We start from the raw sequence: 15849 nt of genomic DNA, 5'->3' as shown, positions 1-15849 counted from the left end.
CTGTTCCTGGCGACCCTGCTGATACTGCCTGCCGCTGCGGGCGCATCGGTGGACAGGACGGGTGCGTTGCATGCCTATATGAAGGGCCGTCTGGCCGACGGCGATGGCGTTCCGGGCCTGGCCCTGACCAGCTATCGCCGGGCCATGGGAGAGGATCCGGCCAGCCTGGAGGTGGCGCGGCGTTCCTATTTCCAGGCGTTGATCAGCGGCGACATGGCCCTGGCGCTGCAATCGGCGCAAGTCCTGGAAAAGGACGGGCAGCTTCCGCGTGACGGTACCTTGCTCATCATCTGCGACGCGCTGAAGCGAAAGGATTGGACCGCCGCCCGGCTTTCGGTCGACCGGATGGTGACGGAGGGCAATTTCGCCTTCCTTGCGCCCATCATCCGGAGTTGGATTTCCCTGGGGGAAGGGCGGTATGAACCGGCCGAGATCGATCCGGCCGACCGGTTCGTATCGCTCGCCAGGCGTTATCTGGATGAGCATCAGGCGTTGCAGGCGCTGGCGCAAGGCGATGTGAACAGCGCCCAGCCCGCCATTCAACGCGCGCTCGCCCTGCGGGCGAGTGAAATGACGGATTTGCGGTTGCTTCTGGCCGGGCAGTTGGCGGCGCACGACGCGAAGGCCGATGCCTTGGCGCTCCTGCCGAAGGATCAGGCCAATTTCGCCCAGGCCCGCGCAGATATAGCGCGCGGCAAGTCCCTCTTCGCTCAGGGCAGGCCGCTGACCGCCGCTCAGGGTTTCGCGCGCCTTTTGACCCGTCTGGCCGCTGACATTTCGACCGACGGCAGCACCGGATCGCTGGGTATCAGACTGGCCCGCATTGCCGGTTTTGCCGATCCCGGCAGTGCGGCAAGCGATATCGTCGCTGCCGATCTGCTGACCCGATCCGGTTATGCCGCCTATGGCGTCGAGGCAGCCCGCCGCGTTCCCGCCTCAAGCTGGTATGGGGCGTTGGCGCAGGGAGAATTGGTGGAAGCGCTGGCGGCATCGGGTCAGCGGGCCGAGGCGATCGATCTGGCGCGCAAGCTGGCCGCGGCGCCCGATGCGGAGGCGGAGCGTCATGTCCGGCTCGGACAATTGCTTGCCGAGGCAAAGGATTATCCGGCAGCTGCCGCTGCATTTCGCGCCGCGCAGGCGCATTATCCGGACGATGCGGTGCCCTGGGCGCTGTTGCTGTTCGAGGGCAGCGCATTGGAACAGGGCGCGCGTTGGACCGAGGCGCATGCCGTGCTGGAGCGCGCCGCGAAACTGGCGCCGGAGGAAGCGACAGTGCTCAACTATCTGGGTTATGCGCAGATCGAACGGCGGCAGAATATGGATGCCGCGCTGCAATTGCTGAAGCGGGCCAGCGCCTTGAAGCCGGACGACGCGTCCATCACAGATTCGCTGGGCTGGGCGCAATATGTGACGGGCGATCTTGACGCTGCCGTGCCGATGCTGGAACGCGCTGCGGCCGGAGCGCCCGCCGACGTGACCATCAACGAGCATCTGGGCGATGCGCTTTGGGCGGCGGGGCGTCGTTATGAAGCGCGCTATGCCTGGCGCGCGGCGGCGGTCTTTGCGGATGGCGACGCGGCCGAGCGCCTGGCTGCCAAGGCAAGAGAGGGAATGAAACCGGAATATGCCGCACGGTGACGCGGAACTGAACCCTTTGACCCGGACTGGCGAACTGGCCGAGACTGCCTATGCCAAGGTGAATCTGGCACTGCATGTCCGGCACCGGCGAGACGACGGCTATCATGCACTGGAAAGCCTGTTCGTGTTCGCCGAACATGGAGATCTGCTGACCGGGCAGGTTCGGCCGGATGGCATGCTTGACCTGCAACTCGACGGTCCCTTCGGCCCCTTGCTGGATGCTGGACCTGACAATCTCGTCCTCAAGGCGGCCCGCGTCCTGCAGGCATATATCGGGGAGGAACGGGGCGCTGCGCTCCAGCTGACCAAGTTTTTGCCTGTGGCATCGGGTATCGGTGGCGGATCGGCCGATGCTGCCGCGACCTTGCGGTTGCTGGTGCGGCTGTGGGACGTGCCGGTAGAGCCGGACGTGCTGGAAGGCATCGCCCTTTCGCTTGGATCGGATGTTCCGGCCTGCCTGTCCAGCGTGACGCAGATGGTGCTGGGGCGCGGCGAATTGCTGCAACGGCTGACGGTCGGAGGACTGGAGCGCATGCCGATGCTGCTCGTCAATCCCGGAGTGGGCATATCGACGGCTCGTATTTTCGCTGGCTGGGATCAGGTCGACCGCGGTCCTTTGACCGCAGGAGATCTGGACCAACTGGTCCTTGAAGGCCGCAACGATCTGGAAGCGGCGGCCGTGGCGGAGGCACCTGTCATCGCCGAGGTGCTGGAGGCGTTGCAGGCTTGTCCGGGCGTTCGCCTGACGCGGATGTCCGGGTCGGGCGCCACCTGCTTCGGCTTGTTCGCAACGGAAAGCGCCAGGGCGAGCGCCGCGGAGATGATTCGCAACGGCCATCCCGCCTGGTGGATTGCGGAAACGAGGATAAGAGCGGCATGAATGAGGCATTTTCCGAGGTCGATGGCGGTGATCTGGAGATATTGATCATCGCCGATCATGCCTCCTCCCATGTCCCGGACGATATCGATCTGGGGATAGACCCGGCTCTGCTCGACAATCATATCGCCGTCGATATCGGTGTGGCGCAGGTGAGCCGCCTGTTGGCGGATCAATTGGGTTGCAAAGCCGTCATGGGCGGCGTTTCCCGGCTCGTGATCGACCTCAATCGTGAGGAGGACGCACCGGGGTTGCTGCCGGTGATGAGCGACGGGCACGCCGTTCCCGGCAATCGCCATGCCGATCTGACTGAAAGGATGATCCGTTTTCATCATCCCTATCATCATCATATCGGCGCGCTGCTGGACCGCATGGGGTCACCCTTCATCCTGTCGGTCCACAGTTTTACGCCGCGGCTCGCCAGCGACCCTGGTCAGCAACGCCCCTGGGACATCGGCATTCTCTATAATGAGGATGACCGGGCGGCCCGCATCGCGATACCGCTGCTGGAGACCGCCGGGCTGACGGTCGGGGACCAGCTTCCCTATTCGGGCAAGGTCCTGAACGCCACGATGAACCGGCACGCGGAAGGCAATGGCATTCCCTATCTGGGCATCGAGATGCGGCAGGATCTGGTTGGCGGCGCGGCGGGGCAGAAACGCTTTGCGGATATGTTGGCGCCCATCGTGCTGCAATGCCGCAACAGGCTGGCATGATGAACGATAGGGTGCCGCTGATCGGCATGCTATGCTGTTGCATCGCGTTGATGGGTTGCGGACCGCGCGAGGAAAATGCCCGGACAAGGATCGAATGCGCCATCGGTCCGCATGGCGACTGGGCCGCAAGCTGTCCGATCGAGCGGCAGGGTGACCTCTTGACGCTGCGTCATGCTGATGGAGGCTTCCGGCGGTTCCGGATCGTCGCCGACGGGCGCGGCGTCGTGCCTGCCGATGGGGCCGAGGATGCCAGCATCTCGATCGTCGGCAAGGGCAGGATAGAGATAAGGATAGGAGAGGACCGTTATCGCCTGCCGGCCTTATTGAGCCAGGGAGCGAGATGATGAGCAGCAACGTGATCCTGACCGGAGCGCAAATGCGGGCGGCCGAACAGGCTGTCTTCGCGTCCGGCGTTCCGGAATATGAACTGATGGAACGCGCAGGCGCGGCGGCGGCGGAAATCATCTGGCGAGCGGGCGGCAGGCGTGACCTGCTCATCCTTTGCGGCCCCGGCAACAATGGCGGCGACGGGTTCGTCATAGGGCGGATATTGCGCGCGCGAGGCGTAGCGGTTCGGATCGCAGCCCTGGGCGAAAGCCGGACATCTTCCAGTCTCAAGGCTCGCGAGGCGTGGGCGGGACCCGTGGAAGATGTGATGAACGCCGTACCGGCCGTACAAGTCGTGGATGCCCTTTTTGGTACGGGATTGTCACGGGGGCTGGATGGGAAGCTGGCCGAAAAGCTCTCCACCCTGGTGGAGCATGCGAGCTTGAGCTATGCGCTCGACCTGCCCAGCGGTGTCGATACGGACAGTGGCGCCTTGCTTTCTGCGACACCGTCTTTTGGCATCTGCATCGCATTGGGCGCGTTCAAGCCCGCACATCTGCTGCAACCGGCTGCGGCGCGGTGGCAGCGGCTGATCTGCGTCGATATCGGCATTGATGCTTCGCCGTCGGCCGCCCAACGGCTTGCGCCGCCGCATCTGTCGGAGCCGGGGCCGTCCTCCCACAAATATAAGCGTGGGCTGGTCGCCGTGGTGGGCGGGGAAATGGCGGGGGCGAGCATATTGGCCAGCCATGCCGCAGCGCGGTCGGGTGCGGGCATGATCCGTCGGCTGGCACAGGACGGGGGGATTGGCGGACCGGATGCGATCGTCACACAAGCTGCAGCGACGTCGCCTCACATAAGCAAGGCGTTGAACGATCCCCGGATCGGCGCGGTTCTGGTTGGCCCAGGACTGGGCCGGGATCATTATGCCCTGGATCGGCTGGAGGCCGTCATGGCGCACCGGCATCCGCTGGTGCTGGACGCCGATGCGTTGGTCATTCTGGCGGACAAGAGGCTGGCCGCCATCCCTTCGGGAGCCATCATCACGCCGCATGAGGGCGAGTTCGTCCGCTTGTTCGGCGATTTGCCGGGCAGCAAGATCGATCGGGCGCTCGCCGCCGCAAGACGTGCGGGGGCGATCGTCCTGTATAAGGGTCATGACAGTGTCATCGCGGCGCCGGATGGACGCGTCGCTGTTTCGCCCGGGAGCAGCAGCTGGCTTTCCACGGCAGGCACCGGCGATGTGCTGGCGGGGCTGGTAGCGGGTAGGCTCGCCGTGACCGGGGATGGATTTCGCGCCGCTTGCGAGGCGCTTTGGCTGCATGGAGAAGCTGCGCGGCGAGCCGGGGCGGCTTTCGTGGCGGATGATTTGCTTGTGGAGCTGCCAGCCGCTATCGCCTCGCGCCTGTGACTGACACCGATACCGACATCATCGTCCGCATCGCCGCCAAGGGCGATGGCGTGAGCGCCCAAGGCCGCCATTTTCCGTTGACCGCGCCGGGGGATCGAATCGCAGCCGATGGAGCGATATTGCGGGGGCCGCATCATGTGGATGCGCCCTGCCGCCATTTTCCGACCTGCGGCGGATGCGAATTGCAACATGTCGATGATGCGAGTTACGCCGATTTCGTGGCGGCGCGTGTAACAGGCGCGCTGGCAGGGCAAGGCATAGTGCCGGACCGGAGCCTGCCGCCGCATATCTCCCCCCCGCGCAGCCGGCGCCGGGCGTCGCTCAGGGCCAGCCGGCAGGGGCGGAAGGTCGTCATCGGTTTTGCGGAAGCGGGGAGCCATGCGTTGGTGGACCTCAGCATGTGCGAGGTGCTCGATCTGCGTCTCTTTGCGTTGCTGGCGCCGCTCAGGACGCTTTGTACTGCCATCCTGCCTGATCGCCGGGCCGCCCATATCCGTATGTCGCTCACCGATCAGGGTATCGATCTGCTGCTGGAAGGGGTCAGTGTCGACGGTCTCGCAGCGGACGAGGCCATGCTGGGTTTCGCGCAGGATCACCGGCTCGCCCGATTGACGATCGATGAAGGCGACGGGCCGCAGACCCGATGGGAGCCTGAGCCTGTGACCGTGAGTTTCGACGGCGTGCCGGTGGCTTTCCCGCCCTTCTCCTTCCTTCAGGCGACGCCGGATGGCGAAGCCGCTCTGGTGAATGAGGTATCGAGGGCCATGCCGCATCAGGGGGCCGTCGCCGACCTGTTCTGCGGTCTGGGGACTTTTGCGCTGGCTATCGGCGGACAGCGGCCGGTCTATGCGGCGGAAGCGGCCCGCGATCTGGTGCTGTCCCTGAAGTCGGCGGCCAATCGCGCCCAGCGGCGGATGGTGGCGGACCATCGGGATCTTTTCCGGCGGCCGTTGACACCCGATGAATTGAATCGATTTGCAGGCATCGTCATCGATCCCCCCCGGGCGGGCGCGAAGGAGCAGGTGATGCAGTTGGCGGCTTCGACCGTGCCGGTGATCGCTTATGTCTCCTGCAATCCCGCAAGCTTTGCGCGGGACGCGGTGCATCTGATCGGCGGCGGCTATCGCCTGGAAAGCGTGCGGCCGGTGGGGCAGTTCCGTTGGTCAACTCATGTGGAAATGACCGGCATTTTCCGGCGCTGAAAGGATCAGCCCCTCGCCGCAGGGGGAGTGCGGCGAGGGACCTTGCATCCTCTCCCTAGGGGAGGCCCTGGCCTCTACCCCAGCTTGATGACAGTTGCGAGACGGCGTGCCGGAACCGGCTCGGCATAGAGGCTGGCCATCGGCTCATCCTCGACCTCCACCACCGTTTCCGACGTGAAGCCGTTGAAACCGGTCCGCATCGCCGCACCATAGGCGCCGAGCATGCCGATTTCGATATAGTCGCCCGCCTGCACATCCTCAGGAAGCATGAACGGGCCGACCATATGGTCCATATCGTCGCAGGTGGGGCCGTAGAAGGAAAAGCCGGTCAGTTCCGCTTCGCTTTCTTCCTCGCGCAGCAGGGCCACGGGAAAGCGCCAGCCGATATGCGCCGCATCGAACAGAGCGCCATAGGCGCCGTCGTTGATATAGAGTTCGGTGCCGCGGCGGCGTTCGACGCGCACGACAACCGAGCTATATTCCGCCGAAAGCGCGCGGCCGGGTTCGCACCACAGTTCAGACGAATAGCTGACCGGCAGGCTTTCGAAGCCGCGGTGGATCGCGTCGAAATAGGCCTCCAGCGCGGGAGGTTCCATACCCGGATAGACCGACGGGAAGCCGCCGCCGACATCGATGATGTCGACAGTGACGGCCGCATCCACGATGGCGGCGCGGACGCGCTCGATCGCGTCGCTATAAGCCTGGGGCGACATGGCCTGGCTGCCGACGTGGAAGCAGATGCCCAGAGCATCGGCGGCCTGACGGGTGGCCATCAGCAGTTCGCGGGTTTCGCCCAGCTCGGCACCGAACTTGGACGCGAGGCTGAGTTCCGAATGTTCGGACGAGACGCGCAGGCGCACACACAATTCCAGGTCGGTCGCACCATTGGTCGCACGCACGATCTTTTCCAGTTCGCACATCGTGTCGAGCGAGAAGGTGCGCACGCCATGGCGATGGTAGGCCTCCGCGATCGCTTCCTCGGCCTTGACCGGGTGCATGAAGCAGAGCTTCGCCTGATCGCCTTGAGCATTGGCGAGGGTCTCAGCCACCAGACGCACTTCGGCGATGGAAGCCACGTCGAAATGCGTGATGCCAGCCGCGAACAGGGTGCGGATCAGATCGGGAGACGGATTCGCCTTGACCGCATAGAGCGAACGCCCCGGAAACTTCTCCGAGAAGAATCGGGCGGCCCGGGCCGCAGCCTGGGGACGAATCAGCGTTACCGGTGCTGCCGGTGTGAGGGTGGTCGCTACCCCCAGCGCGCTATGATGCTTGTGCAACTCAAGGGACCTCCAGTGTAGTTCGTTGGCATAAAAGCTGCCTTGCGGTGGAAGTCCCATGGGGCAGCGGAGGGCCGATATATGCCCGCCATCCCCCCCTGTAAAGCGCGTGTGTAAATTTTGTTGCGCAGCCAGCTACGAAATGTGCGTCAGGAAAGACGGGACTTGAAATCCTCGTAGGAAAACTCCCGGATTTGCTTGAGTTCGTCGGTTTCCGAATTCCACAGCCAGATGGCAGGAAGCGGCACGCCGTTGAATGTATTGGTCTTTACCATCGAATAATGAGCCTGATCGAGGAAGGCGATCCGCCGTCCGGGAATCGCGCCGCCGGGGATTCGATAGTCGCCGATAATGTCTCCGGCGAGGCAGGATGGGCCGCCGAGTCGGGTGGGCTGGCCTTCACTTTCCTCATGCAGCATGGCTGGGCGGTAGGGCGCCTCGATGACGTCGGGCATGTGGCAGGTGGCGGAAATGTCGGTGATGGCGACCGGCATGCCATTGTCGATGACGTCGAGGATTTCGCCGATCAGGATGCCGGCGTCGAGGGCCATGGCTTCGCCGGGTTCGATATAGAGTTCGAGTCCGGTCCGGCCTTTGAGTCCGCGAAGGAACGCCACTACCGAATCGCGTTGGTAATCGGCGCGGGTGATGTGGTGCCCGCCGCCAAAATTCAGCCATTTCAATGATTTAACGTGCGGCATTATGCGCGATTCTATGGCGGCCCAGGTGCGTTCGAGCGGCAGGAAATCCTGTTCGCAAAGGCTGTGCATGTGGAGCCCGTCGACCCCGTCCAGATGGTCCGCCTTCAACTGGTCGATCGGGAAGCCGAGGCGGCTGTGGGGCTGGCAGGGGTCGTATTTGGCGACCTCTCCCTCCGCATGGAGGGGGTTTATGCGCAGGCCGATGTCGAAGACGCGGCCGGCGGCGCGGGCGGCCTCGACGACCGGCTTCATGCGCGCGATCTGGCCGGGGCTGTTGAAGATGACATGGTCGGAGATTTTGAGAATCTCGGCGAGGTCGTCAGGCTTGTAGGCGGCGCAGTAGGTCGCGACCTCGCCGCCATATTCCTCGCGGGCCAGGCGGGCTTCGTAGATGCCCGACGCGCAGACGCCGTCGAGATATTCGGCGACGACGGGCCCGAGCGACCACATGGAGAAGGCCTTGAGCGCGCCCAGCACCTTGATGCCTGCACGGTCGCGTACATCGGCCAGGATGGCGAGGTTGCGGCGGATCGCGGCCTCGTCCACCACGAAGGCGGGCGAGGGGACGCGATGAAGGTCGAAATGCGCGAAGGCGGCGGGATCGCCGGCTTTGGTTTCCATGGGTCGTTCCACTCCAGACACCCCCACCGTCACCCCGGCTCGGGGCCGGGGCGACGATCTCTCAGAGGATCGTCAGAAATCCAGCGGTGCGTCCAGTTCCTTCACCTGCCAGGGCAGGCCGTGCCGGTTCAGCATGTCCATGAAGGGATCGGGATCGAACTGTTCGATGTTGAACACGCCTTCTCCCCTCCACGCGCCGTTCAGCATCAGCGCCGCGCCGATCATCGCGGGCACGCCGGTGGTGTAGCTGACCGCCTGGTTGCCGGTCTCGGCATAGGCGTCCTCATGGTCGCAGACATTATAGACATAGACGGTCTTCTGCCGGCCGTCCTTCTGGCCGGTCGCGATGTCGCCGATGTTGGTCTTGCCCCTGGTGGTGGAGCCCAGGCTCGACGGTTCGGGCAGGACGGCCTTCAGGAACTGGAGCGGGATGATCTCCTGGCCATTATACATCACCGGATCGATGCGGGTCATGCCCACATTCTGGAGCACTTCGAGATGCTTCAAATAAGCGTCGCCGAACGTCATCCAGAAACGGATGCGCTTGATTTCCGGGTAGAATTTGGCGAGCGATTCCAGTTCCTCATGATACATGAGGTACATGTTCTTTTCGCCCACCTGGTCGAAGTCGAACACCTGCTTGTGCTTGAGCGCAGGCCCTTCCACCCACTTGCCGCCTTCCCAGTGGCGCGAGGGGGCGGTGACTTCGCGGATGTTGATTTCCGGGTTGAAGTTGGTGGCGAAATGCTGGCCATGGTCGCCGCCATTGCAGTCGAGAATGTCGAGCGTGTCGATCCGGTCGAGCAGATGCTTCCTGATATAGCTGGCGAAGACGCTGGTGACGCCGGGGTCGAAGCCCGAACCCAGCAGCGCCATGATGCCCGCTTCCCTGAAGCGTTCCTGATAGGCCCACTGCCAGCCATATTCGAACTTCGCGGTGTCGCGCGGCTCGTAATTGGCGGTGTCGAGATAATCGACCCTGGTCGCGAGGCAGGCGTCCATGATCGCCAAATCCTGATAGGGCAGGGCGAGGTTCACGACCAGTTTGGGCTGCACCTTCTCGATAAGGGCGATCGTCTCCTCGACATTGTCGGCGTCGACCTGCGCCACGTCGATGGTGACGCCGGTGCGGGCCTTGACCGATTCGGCCACCTTCTCGCAGCTGACGATGCGGCGGCTGGCGAGCGTGATATGGCTGAAAATGTCACTGTTCATCGCCATCTTGTGAACCGCGACAGAACCCACGCCGCCCGCGCCAATGACCAGAACCTTGCTCAATTCAACTGCTCCATAGCTGTGCCGCGCCTGCCGCGCGAAAGCGCCCATATAGGGACTGTGCATGACAGCGCAAAGTCAGACTGAGACCTGCGCTGCCTGCCCTGTGCCTTTGCGCGAAAAAATATTGTGCGCGCGGCGGCTGGTGCGCGCAGATGTCGCGGAACTGATGCGTGATCCTTTGCGCGGCAGGTTCAGGATGAACCACAGTCCAGCCATCGACGGGATGGAATGTTCCGGACGGTCCTGTGTTCCGGGTCATAGATCATTCGACATATCGACGGCCATTTGACTGGATGCGACATCATCTTCTCATCGTCATGCCGACAGGATATTATGCGGGCATCGCGTCGTGGGCATGAGGGGCGATGAAGAGGACATTGCTTTTCCGGCCTTGATCTCAGGGGGAATGGAGATGGCAACAATCAGCGATGAAGCCCTGCGGGAACGGGGCTTCCGGGATTCCGAGCGCAATTTTTTCCGTATCATGGCGGTGGTGATGGCGATCGTCATCGTCGCGGGCTTCGCGCTCAACCTTGCGATGGGGCGATCGACCTTTGCCGTGCCGGTCGTCTATCATATCCACGCCTTCGTCTTTTTCGGCTGGGTGGCGCTTTATGTGGCGCAGAACTGGCTGATCGCGGACAATCATGTCGCCCTGCACCGGAGGCTGGGCCTGCTGGCCTATGGCTGGGTTCCGGTGATGGTGCTGATGGGCTTCGTCATCATGCTGACGTCGCTGCGCCGGTCGGGAGGGCCCTTCTTCTTCGACCAGAACGAGTTTCTGTTCAGCAATTCGATGCTGCTGCTGCTGTTCGGCGCGATGGTGATGACGGCGCTGCGCCGCCGCCGCCACAGGGGCTGGCACCGCCGGTTGATGATGACGGCCATGTCGATCCTGACCGGGCCGGGGCTGGGACGGTTGCTGCCCTTGCCGCTGTTCATCCCCAATGCCTGGCGGATCGTGATCCTCGCCACGCTGATTTTCCCGGCGATCGGCATGATCGCCGACAAGCGGCGACATGGCCATGTCCATGCCGCCTGGTTCTGGGGCGTGGGAGCGATCGTCCTGACGCAGGTTGCCGCCGATATCATCGCCTACAGCAGCTTCGGGATCGGCATCACCCATGCCGTGCTGGAGGGCACGGCCGGGAGCGGGCGGCCCATCCAAGCCTTCCTTCCGCCCGGTTTCGGGTCATAGCAGCCGCCTGAGGCCGGCGATCCGGTCCGCCTCATGCGCGGGCTTGTCCCTGCGGATGCGGGCGATGCGGGGGAAGCGCATGGCGAGGCCGGATTTGTGCCGCTTGCTTTCGTGGATGCTGTCGAACGCGACCTCCAGCACCAGGGTCTTTTCGACCTCGCGCACCGGGCCGAAGCGGTTGACCGTATTGCCGCGGACGAAACGGTCGAGCCATTTCAGTTCCTCGTCGGTGAAGCCGCTATAGGCCTTGCCCACCGGCAGCAGTTCGCCCTCCTCCGTCCAGCAGCCGAACGTATAGTCCGAATAGAAGGATGAGCGTTTGCCATGGCCGCGCTGGGCATACATCATCACGCAGTCGGCGGTCAGCGGATCGCGTTTCCATTTGTACCAGAGCGCGGCCTTGCGCCCGGCGACATAGGGGCTGTCGCGGCGCTTGAGCATCACGCCCTCGATTGCGGCGTCGCGGGCACCCGCCCGCAGTTCGGCCAGGCTCTCGAAATCGGGCGCTTCGATCAGGGCGGAAATGTCGAAGCGGTGGGGATCGAGCGTCGGCACGGTGGCTTCGAGCCGGGCGCGGCGTTGCGCCCAGGGGAGCGCGCGCAGGTCTTCCTCCCCATCGATCAATATGTCGTAGAGGCGGACGAAGGCGGGATAGTCCTCCATCATCTTCGCGCTCACCGCCTTGCGGCCGAGGCGCTGCTGGAGGGCGTTGAAGCTGGCCGCTTCCCCGCCCTGGAACTCGCCCCTGACCAGCAGTTCGCCATCGAGGACGGCATGGCTGCCGAAGGCCTGCGCGATGTCGGGGAAGCTGCCGGTGATGTCGTCTCCCGCGCGGCTGTAGAGGCGGGTTTCGGCGCCCGTGCCGACGATCTGGATGCGGATGCCGTCCCATTTCCACTCCGCCGCATAGTCGGTGAGATCGACGCTGTCGGCCTCGAGCGGATGGGCGAGCATGAAGGGGCGGAAAAAGGGCGTGCCCGCCGGATCGGGGCGTGGGGCCCTGCCTTCGGCCCAGGCGAAAAGCGCGGCATAGGGGGGCGTCAGCGCGTGCCAGCATTCCTCCACATCGTCCACGTCGAGGTTGAAGGCCTGGGCGAAGCCGGTCTTGGCGAGGCGGGCGGAAATGCCGACGCGCAGGCCCCCGGTGGCGAGCTTCAGCAGGGCGAAGCGGCCGGAGGCGTCGAGATGGTCCATCATCTGCGCGAGGACGGTGGGGGCGGCGGCCCGGCTGGTGGCGTGGAGGCGGTCGACCAGGGCGGAGAGGGTGAGGGAGCCGTCGTCCAGTTCCTCCGGCTGGCCTTCGGGTTTGGGCCAGAGCAGGGCCACGGTTTCGGCAAGGTCGCCGACATAGTCGCGGCTCATTTCGAACAGGACCGGATCGGTGCGGCTGCGCGCCATTTCGGCGATGGCGGAGGCCTTGACCGCCTTGAGATCGAGATTGCCGGTGAGCGCGGCCAGCGCCCAGCCCCGGTCGGGGTCGGGCGCGGTCGCCATATAGTGGGCGATGAGGTCCAGCTTGCCGTTGCGGGAGCGGGTGTAGACGAGGCCGTCGAGCAGTTGGGAGAAGGCGCGCATCAGCCCTCATCCTCGTCTTCACGGCCGACGAGGGCCAGTGCGCGGGCGCGGAACTGGTGGGTCATGCACCAGTGGAGCAGGGCTTCCTCCCGCCCGTGGGTGATCCATGTTTCCGATGGCGCGACTTCGCGGATGGTGCCGGTGAGTTCGTCCCAGTCGGCATGGTCGGAAATGACCAGCGGCAGTTCGACATTGCGCTGGCGGGCCCGCTGGCGGACGCGCATCCAGCCCGAGGCCATGGCGGTGATCGGATCGGGCAGGCGGCGGCTCCAGCGGTCGTTGAGGGCGGAGGGGGGTGCGACGACGATGCGGCCGCGCATGTCCCTGGGCGAAAGGCCGGTCGCGGGGGGAAGGTTGCCCAGCTCCACGCCGAAATCGGCGTAGAGGGCGCACATTCTTTCCAGCGCGCCGTGGATGGGAATGGGGTCGTGATGGCCCCGGCCGCGCAGTTCCATGATGAGGCGTTGGGCCTTGCCGAGCGCATAGGCGCCGACGAGCACGCAGCGATCGGGGTTGGCGTGGAGGGCGGCGAGCAGGCGGTCCACCTCGCTGCCGGTGCCGGGGTGGCGGAAGACGGGCAGGCCGAAGGTCGCTTCGGTGACGAAGATGTCGCAGGGGACGGGTTCGAAGGGCTTGCAGGTCGGGTCGGGGCGGCGCTTGTAATCGCCGGTGACGACGACGCGCTCGCCGGCGTGGGACAGGACGATCTGGGCGGAACCCAGGACATGGCCGGCGGGCACGTAGCGGATCGTGACGCCGCCCATGCGGATGTCCTCGCCATAGGGGACGGCCGTGCCCGACGCGGTGCCGTAGCGCAGGGCCATGATGGCGAGCGTTTCCTGCGTCGCCCAGACATGGCCGTGGCCGCCCCGCGCATGGTCGGCATGGCCGTGGGTGACGAGCGCGCGCTGCCGGGGGACGGAAGGGTCGATCCACGCATCGGCAGGGCGGACATAGATGCCGGTCGGGTGGGGTTCGATCCAGTGGGGCATGGCTCTCTCGGGAAAAGGTGGATCGGGCGGGTTGGTTCCATAGCATGGTGGAGGGCGCCTTCACATTGCCGTAACCGGAGAGTCACGCGGACGACACGCCTTTGCCCTAAGCGCGGCCGGACGACCCGGCAGCGAGGAGGCGCGGCACATGGCATCTACGGCTCATCAGAATGTTACCCGCGCGGTGCATCGGCATCGCCATCTTTCCCGGCAGGGATTGCTGGAGCGGGCCTTTACCTTCGCCTTCCGGGGGCTGGTCTATGCCCAGATCTGGGAGGATCCGGAAGTGGACATGGAGGCGCTGGCGATCACGCCCGATTGCCATGTCGTGACCATCGCCTCGGGCGGATGCAATGTGTTGAGCTATCTGACCGCCGATCCCGCCAGGATCACGGCGGTGGACCTGAATACGGCGCATATCGCGCTCAACCGGCTGAAGTTGGCGGCGGCGCGGGCGCTGCCGGATCATGAGGCGTTCCATCGCTTCTTCGCGAAGGCGGATTGCAGGGAGAATGTGGCGGCCTACCGGACCCATGTGGCGCCCGCGCTGGACGATGCGACGCGGCGCTACTGGGAGGGGCGCGACTTTATCGGACGGCGGCGCATCGGGGCCTTTGCGCGCGGGATATACAAGCATGGACTGCTGGGGCGCTTCATCGGGGCGGCGCATCTGCTGGCGCGGCTGCATGGCGCCAACCCCCGGCGGATGCTGGACGCGAGGAGCCAGGCGGAGCAGCGGGCGATCTTCGAGGCGGAACTGGCGCCGGTGTTCGACAGCGCCTTCATGAAATGGCTGACGAGCCAGCCGGCATCGCTGTTCGGGCTGGGCATTCCCCCGGCGCAATATGAGGCGCTGGCGGGGGACGAGCGGATGGACAGCGTGCTGAAGGCGCGGCTGGAGAAGCTGGCCTGCGGCTTCGACCTCAAGGACAATTATTTCGCGGTGCAGGCCTTCGGGCGCGGTTATGCGGGGGGCGAGGGCCCCTTGCCGCCCTATCTGCAGGCGGCGAACCATCCGGCGGTGGTCGAGCGGGCCGGGCGCGTGGATGTGCGGCATGTGAATTTCGTCGAGTTTCTGGGCGCGCAGGAGGCGGGATCGGCGGATCGCTTCATACTGCTCGATGCGCAGGACTGGATGGACGATGCGCAGTTGAACGCGCTCTGGGCGCAGATCACGCGGACGGCGCGGCCCGGCGCGCGGGTGCTGTTCCGGACGGCGGGAGAGCCGAGCATCCTGCCCGGGCGGGTCGACGAGGCGGTGCTGGCGCGATGGGACTACCGGGCGGAGGAGTCGCTGGATTATACCGCGCGGGACCGGTCGGCCATTTATGGCGGCGTGCATCTCTATGTGTTGAAGGACGCGTGATGAGCGGGGGCCATGGCGGGTTGATGGACAGCGTCTACCGGCATCAGCGGCATATCTACGACCTGTCGCGGAAATATTATCTGCTGGGGCGGGATGGGCTGATCGCCGATCTGGCGCCGCCGCGGGGGGGCGCCGTGCTGGAGATCGGGTGCGGAACCGGGCGGAACCTGATCGCGGTGGGCAGGGCCTGGCCCGAGGCGCGGCTCTATGGCGTCGACATCAGCGAGGCGATGCTGGAAACGGCGCGCAAGGCGGTGGCGCGGGCGGGCATGGCCGATCGGGTGGTGCTGGCGCAGGGGGATGCCTGCGCCTTCGATGCCGCGGCCTTGTTCGGGCGGGCGGCGTTCGAGCGGGTGTTCATCAGCTATGCGCTGTCGATGATCCCGGACTGGGAGCGGGCGTTGCGGCAGGCGGGGGGATGCGTCGCCGACGGAGGCAGGCTGGAGATCGTCGATTTCGGCCAGCAGGACGCCCTGCCCGCGATCTGGAGGCGGGCGCTGTTCGACTGGCTGGCGCGCTTCCATGTGTCGCCGCGCGCCGATCTCAAGCAGGCGATCGATGGGCTGGCGGCGGAAATGGGCGGCTTTCCGCATAACCGGAGCCTGTATCGGGGATATGCCGTCAGGGGCGGCCTGATCCGGGTCTAGCGACTGTTCCAGCCGTTGGG

General features: G+C 65.1%; 14 protein-coding genes. 9 read left to right on the top strand and 5 right to left on the bottom strand.

Annotated features, from left to right (window positions below):
• Positions 1-15 precede the first annotated feature (15 nt).
• Genes MJ601_RS00575 through MJ601_RS00550 form a run of 6 tightly spaced genes read left to right on the top strand, consistent with a single transcriptional unit; the run spans position 16 to position 6171 of the window.
• Positions 16-1638, top strand: coding sequence for a tetratricopeptide repeat protein (locus tag MJ601_RS00575; protein WP_242122916.1), 1623 nt, complete (start codon positions 16-18; stop codon positions 1636-1638).
• Positions 1625-2518, top strand: coding sequence for a 4-(cytidine 5'-diphospho)-2-C-methyl-D-erythritol kinase (locus MJ601_RS00570; protein ID WP_242122638.1), 894 nt, complete (start codon positions 1625-1627; stop codon positions 2516-2518). The genes MJ601_RS00575 and MJ601_RS00570 overlap by 14 nt, the downstream gene beginning before the upstream one ends.
• Positions 2515-3231 carry an N-formylglutamate amidohydrolase gene (locus MJ601_RS00565; RefSeq protein ID WP_242122637.1) on the top strand — a complete coding sequence of 239 codons (717 nt, stop codon included), beginning with the start codon at positions 2515-2517 and terminating at the stop codon, positions 3229-3231. Before MJ601_RS00570 ends, MJ601_RS00565 begins: the two co-directional genes overlap by 4 nt.
• Positions 3228-3575 (top strand): hypothetical protein, encoded by a 348-nt coding sequence (locus MJ601_RS00560; RefSeq protein ID WP_491572868.1) that lies wholly within the window; start codon positions 3228-3230, stop codon positions 3573-3575. The genes MJ601_RS00565 and MJ601_RS00560 overlap by 4 nt, the downstream gene beginning before the upstream one ends.
• Positions 3575-4969 (top strand): NAD(P)H-hydrate dehydratase, encoded by a 1395-nt coding sequence (locus MJ601_RS00555; protein WP_242122914.1) that lies wholly within the window; start codon positions 3575-3577, stop codon positions 4967-4969. Before MJ601_RS00560 ends, MJ601_RS00555 begins: the two co-directional genes overlap by 1 nt.
• Positions 4966-6171: a class I SAM-dependent RNA methyltransferase gene (locus tag MJ601_RS00550; protein ID WP_242122636.1), complete on the top strand. Its 1206-nt coding sequence runs from the start codon at positions 4966-4968 to the stop codon at positions 6169-6171. The genes MJ601_RS00555 and MJ601_RS00550 overlap by 4 nt, the downstream gene beginning before the upstream one ends.
• A gap of 74 nt (positions 6172-6245) precedes the next feature.
• On the opposite strand, the gene MJ601_RS00545 is transcribed toward MJ601_RS00550, so the two are convergent.
• From MJ601_RS00545 to MJ601_RS00535, 3 genes are all read right to left on the bottom strand, one after another.
• The gene (locus MJ601_RS00545) at positions 6246-7451 is read right to left on the bottom strand and encodes a type III PLP-dependent enzyme (RefSeq protein ID WP_242122635.1); all 1206 of its coding nucleotides are present in this window, start codon (positions 7449-7451) and stop codon (positions 6246-6248) included.
• A gap of 149 nt (positions 7452-7600) precedes the next feature.
• Positions 7601-8773, bottom strand: coding sequence for a carboxynorspermidine decarboxylase (locus MJ601_RS00540; protein ID WP_242122634.1), 1173 nt, complete (start codon positions 8771-8773; stop codon positions 7601-7603).
• A 72-nt stretch (positions 8774-8845) separates the two neighbouring features.
• Complete coding sequence (locus MJ601_RS00535; protein WP_242122913.1) at positions 8846-10051, bottom strand: saccharopine dehydrogenase family protein; 1206 nt, start codon at positions 10049-10051, stop codon at positions 8846-8848.
• Between the two features lie 412 nt (positions 10052-10463).
• Here MJ601_RS00535 and MJ601_RS00530 point away from each other — a divergent pair, with 412 nt between their 5' ends.
• Positions 10464-11249, top strand: coding sequence for a hypothetical protein (locus MJ601_RS00530; protein WP_242122633.1), 786 nt, complete (start codon positions 10464-10466; stop codon positions 11247-11249).
• On the opposite strand, the gene MJ601_RS00525 is transcribed toward MJ601_RS00530, so the two are convergent.
• Complete coding sequence (locus MJ601_RS00525) at positions 11244-12824, bottom strand: cisplatin damage response ATP-dependent DNA ligase (protein ID WP_242122632.1); 1581 nt, start codon at positions 12822-12824, stop codon at positions 11244-11246. The two genes, MJ601_RS00530 and MJ601_RS00525, sit on opposite strands and share 6 nt — an antisense overlap.
• Positions 12824-13816: a ligase-associated DNA damage response exonuclease gene (locus tag MJ601_RS00520; protein WP_242122631.1), complete on the bottom strand. Its 993-nt coding sequence runs from the start codon at positions 13814-13816 to the stop codon at positions 12824-12826. Before MJ601_RS00520 ends, MJ601_RS00525 begins: the two co-directional genes overlap by 1 nt.
• A gap of 148 nt (positions 13817-13964) precedes the next feature.
• On the opposite strand from MJ601_RS00520, the gene MJ601_RS00515 reads away from it, so the two are divergent.
• Both MJ601_RS00515 and MJ601_RS00510 read left to right on the top strand, forming a co-directional pair.
• The gene (locus tag MJ601_RS00515) at positions 13965-15182 is read left to right on the top strand and encodes a BtaA family protein (protein ID WP_242122630.1); all 1218 of its coding nucleotides are present in this window, start codon (positions 13965-13967) and stop codon (positions 15180-15182) included.
• On the top strand, positions 15182-15829 hold the full coding sequence (locus MJ601_RS00510) for a class I SAM-dependent methyltransferase (protein WP_242122629.1): 648 nt from the start codon (positions 15182-15184) through the stop codon (positions 15827-15829). Before MJ601_RS00515 ends, MJ601_RS00510 begins: the two co-directional genes overlap by 1 nt.
• Positions 15830-15849: the final 20 nt, after the last annotated feature.

The organism is Sphingobium trunci (assembly GCF_022664535.1).
Lineage (GTDB): Bacteria > Pseudomonadota > Alphaproteobacteria > Sphingomonadales > Sphingomonadaceae > Sphingobium.
The sequence above is the reverse complement of the archived record's forward strand: the minus strand, read 5'-3'. Positions and strand labels throughout refer to the sequence as shown.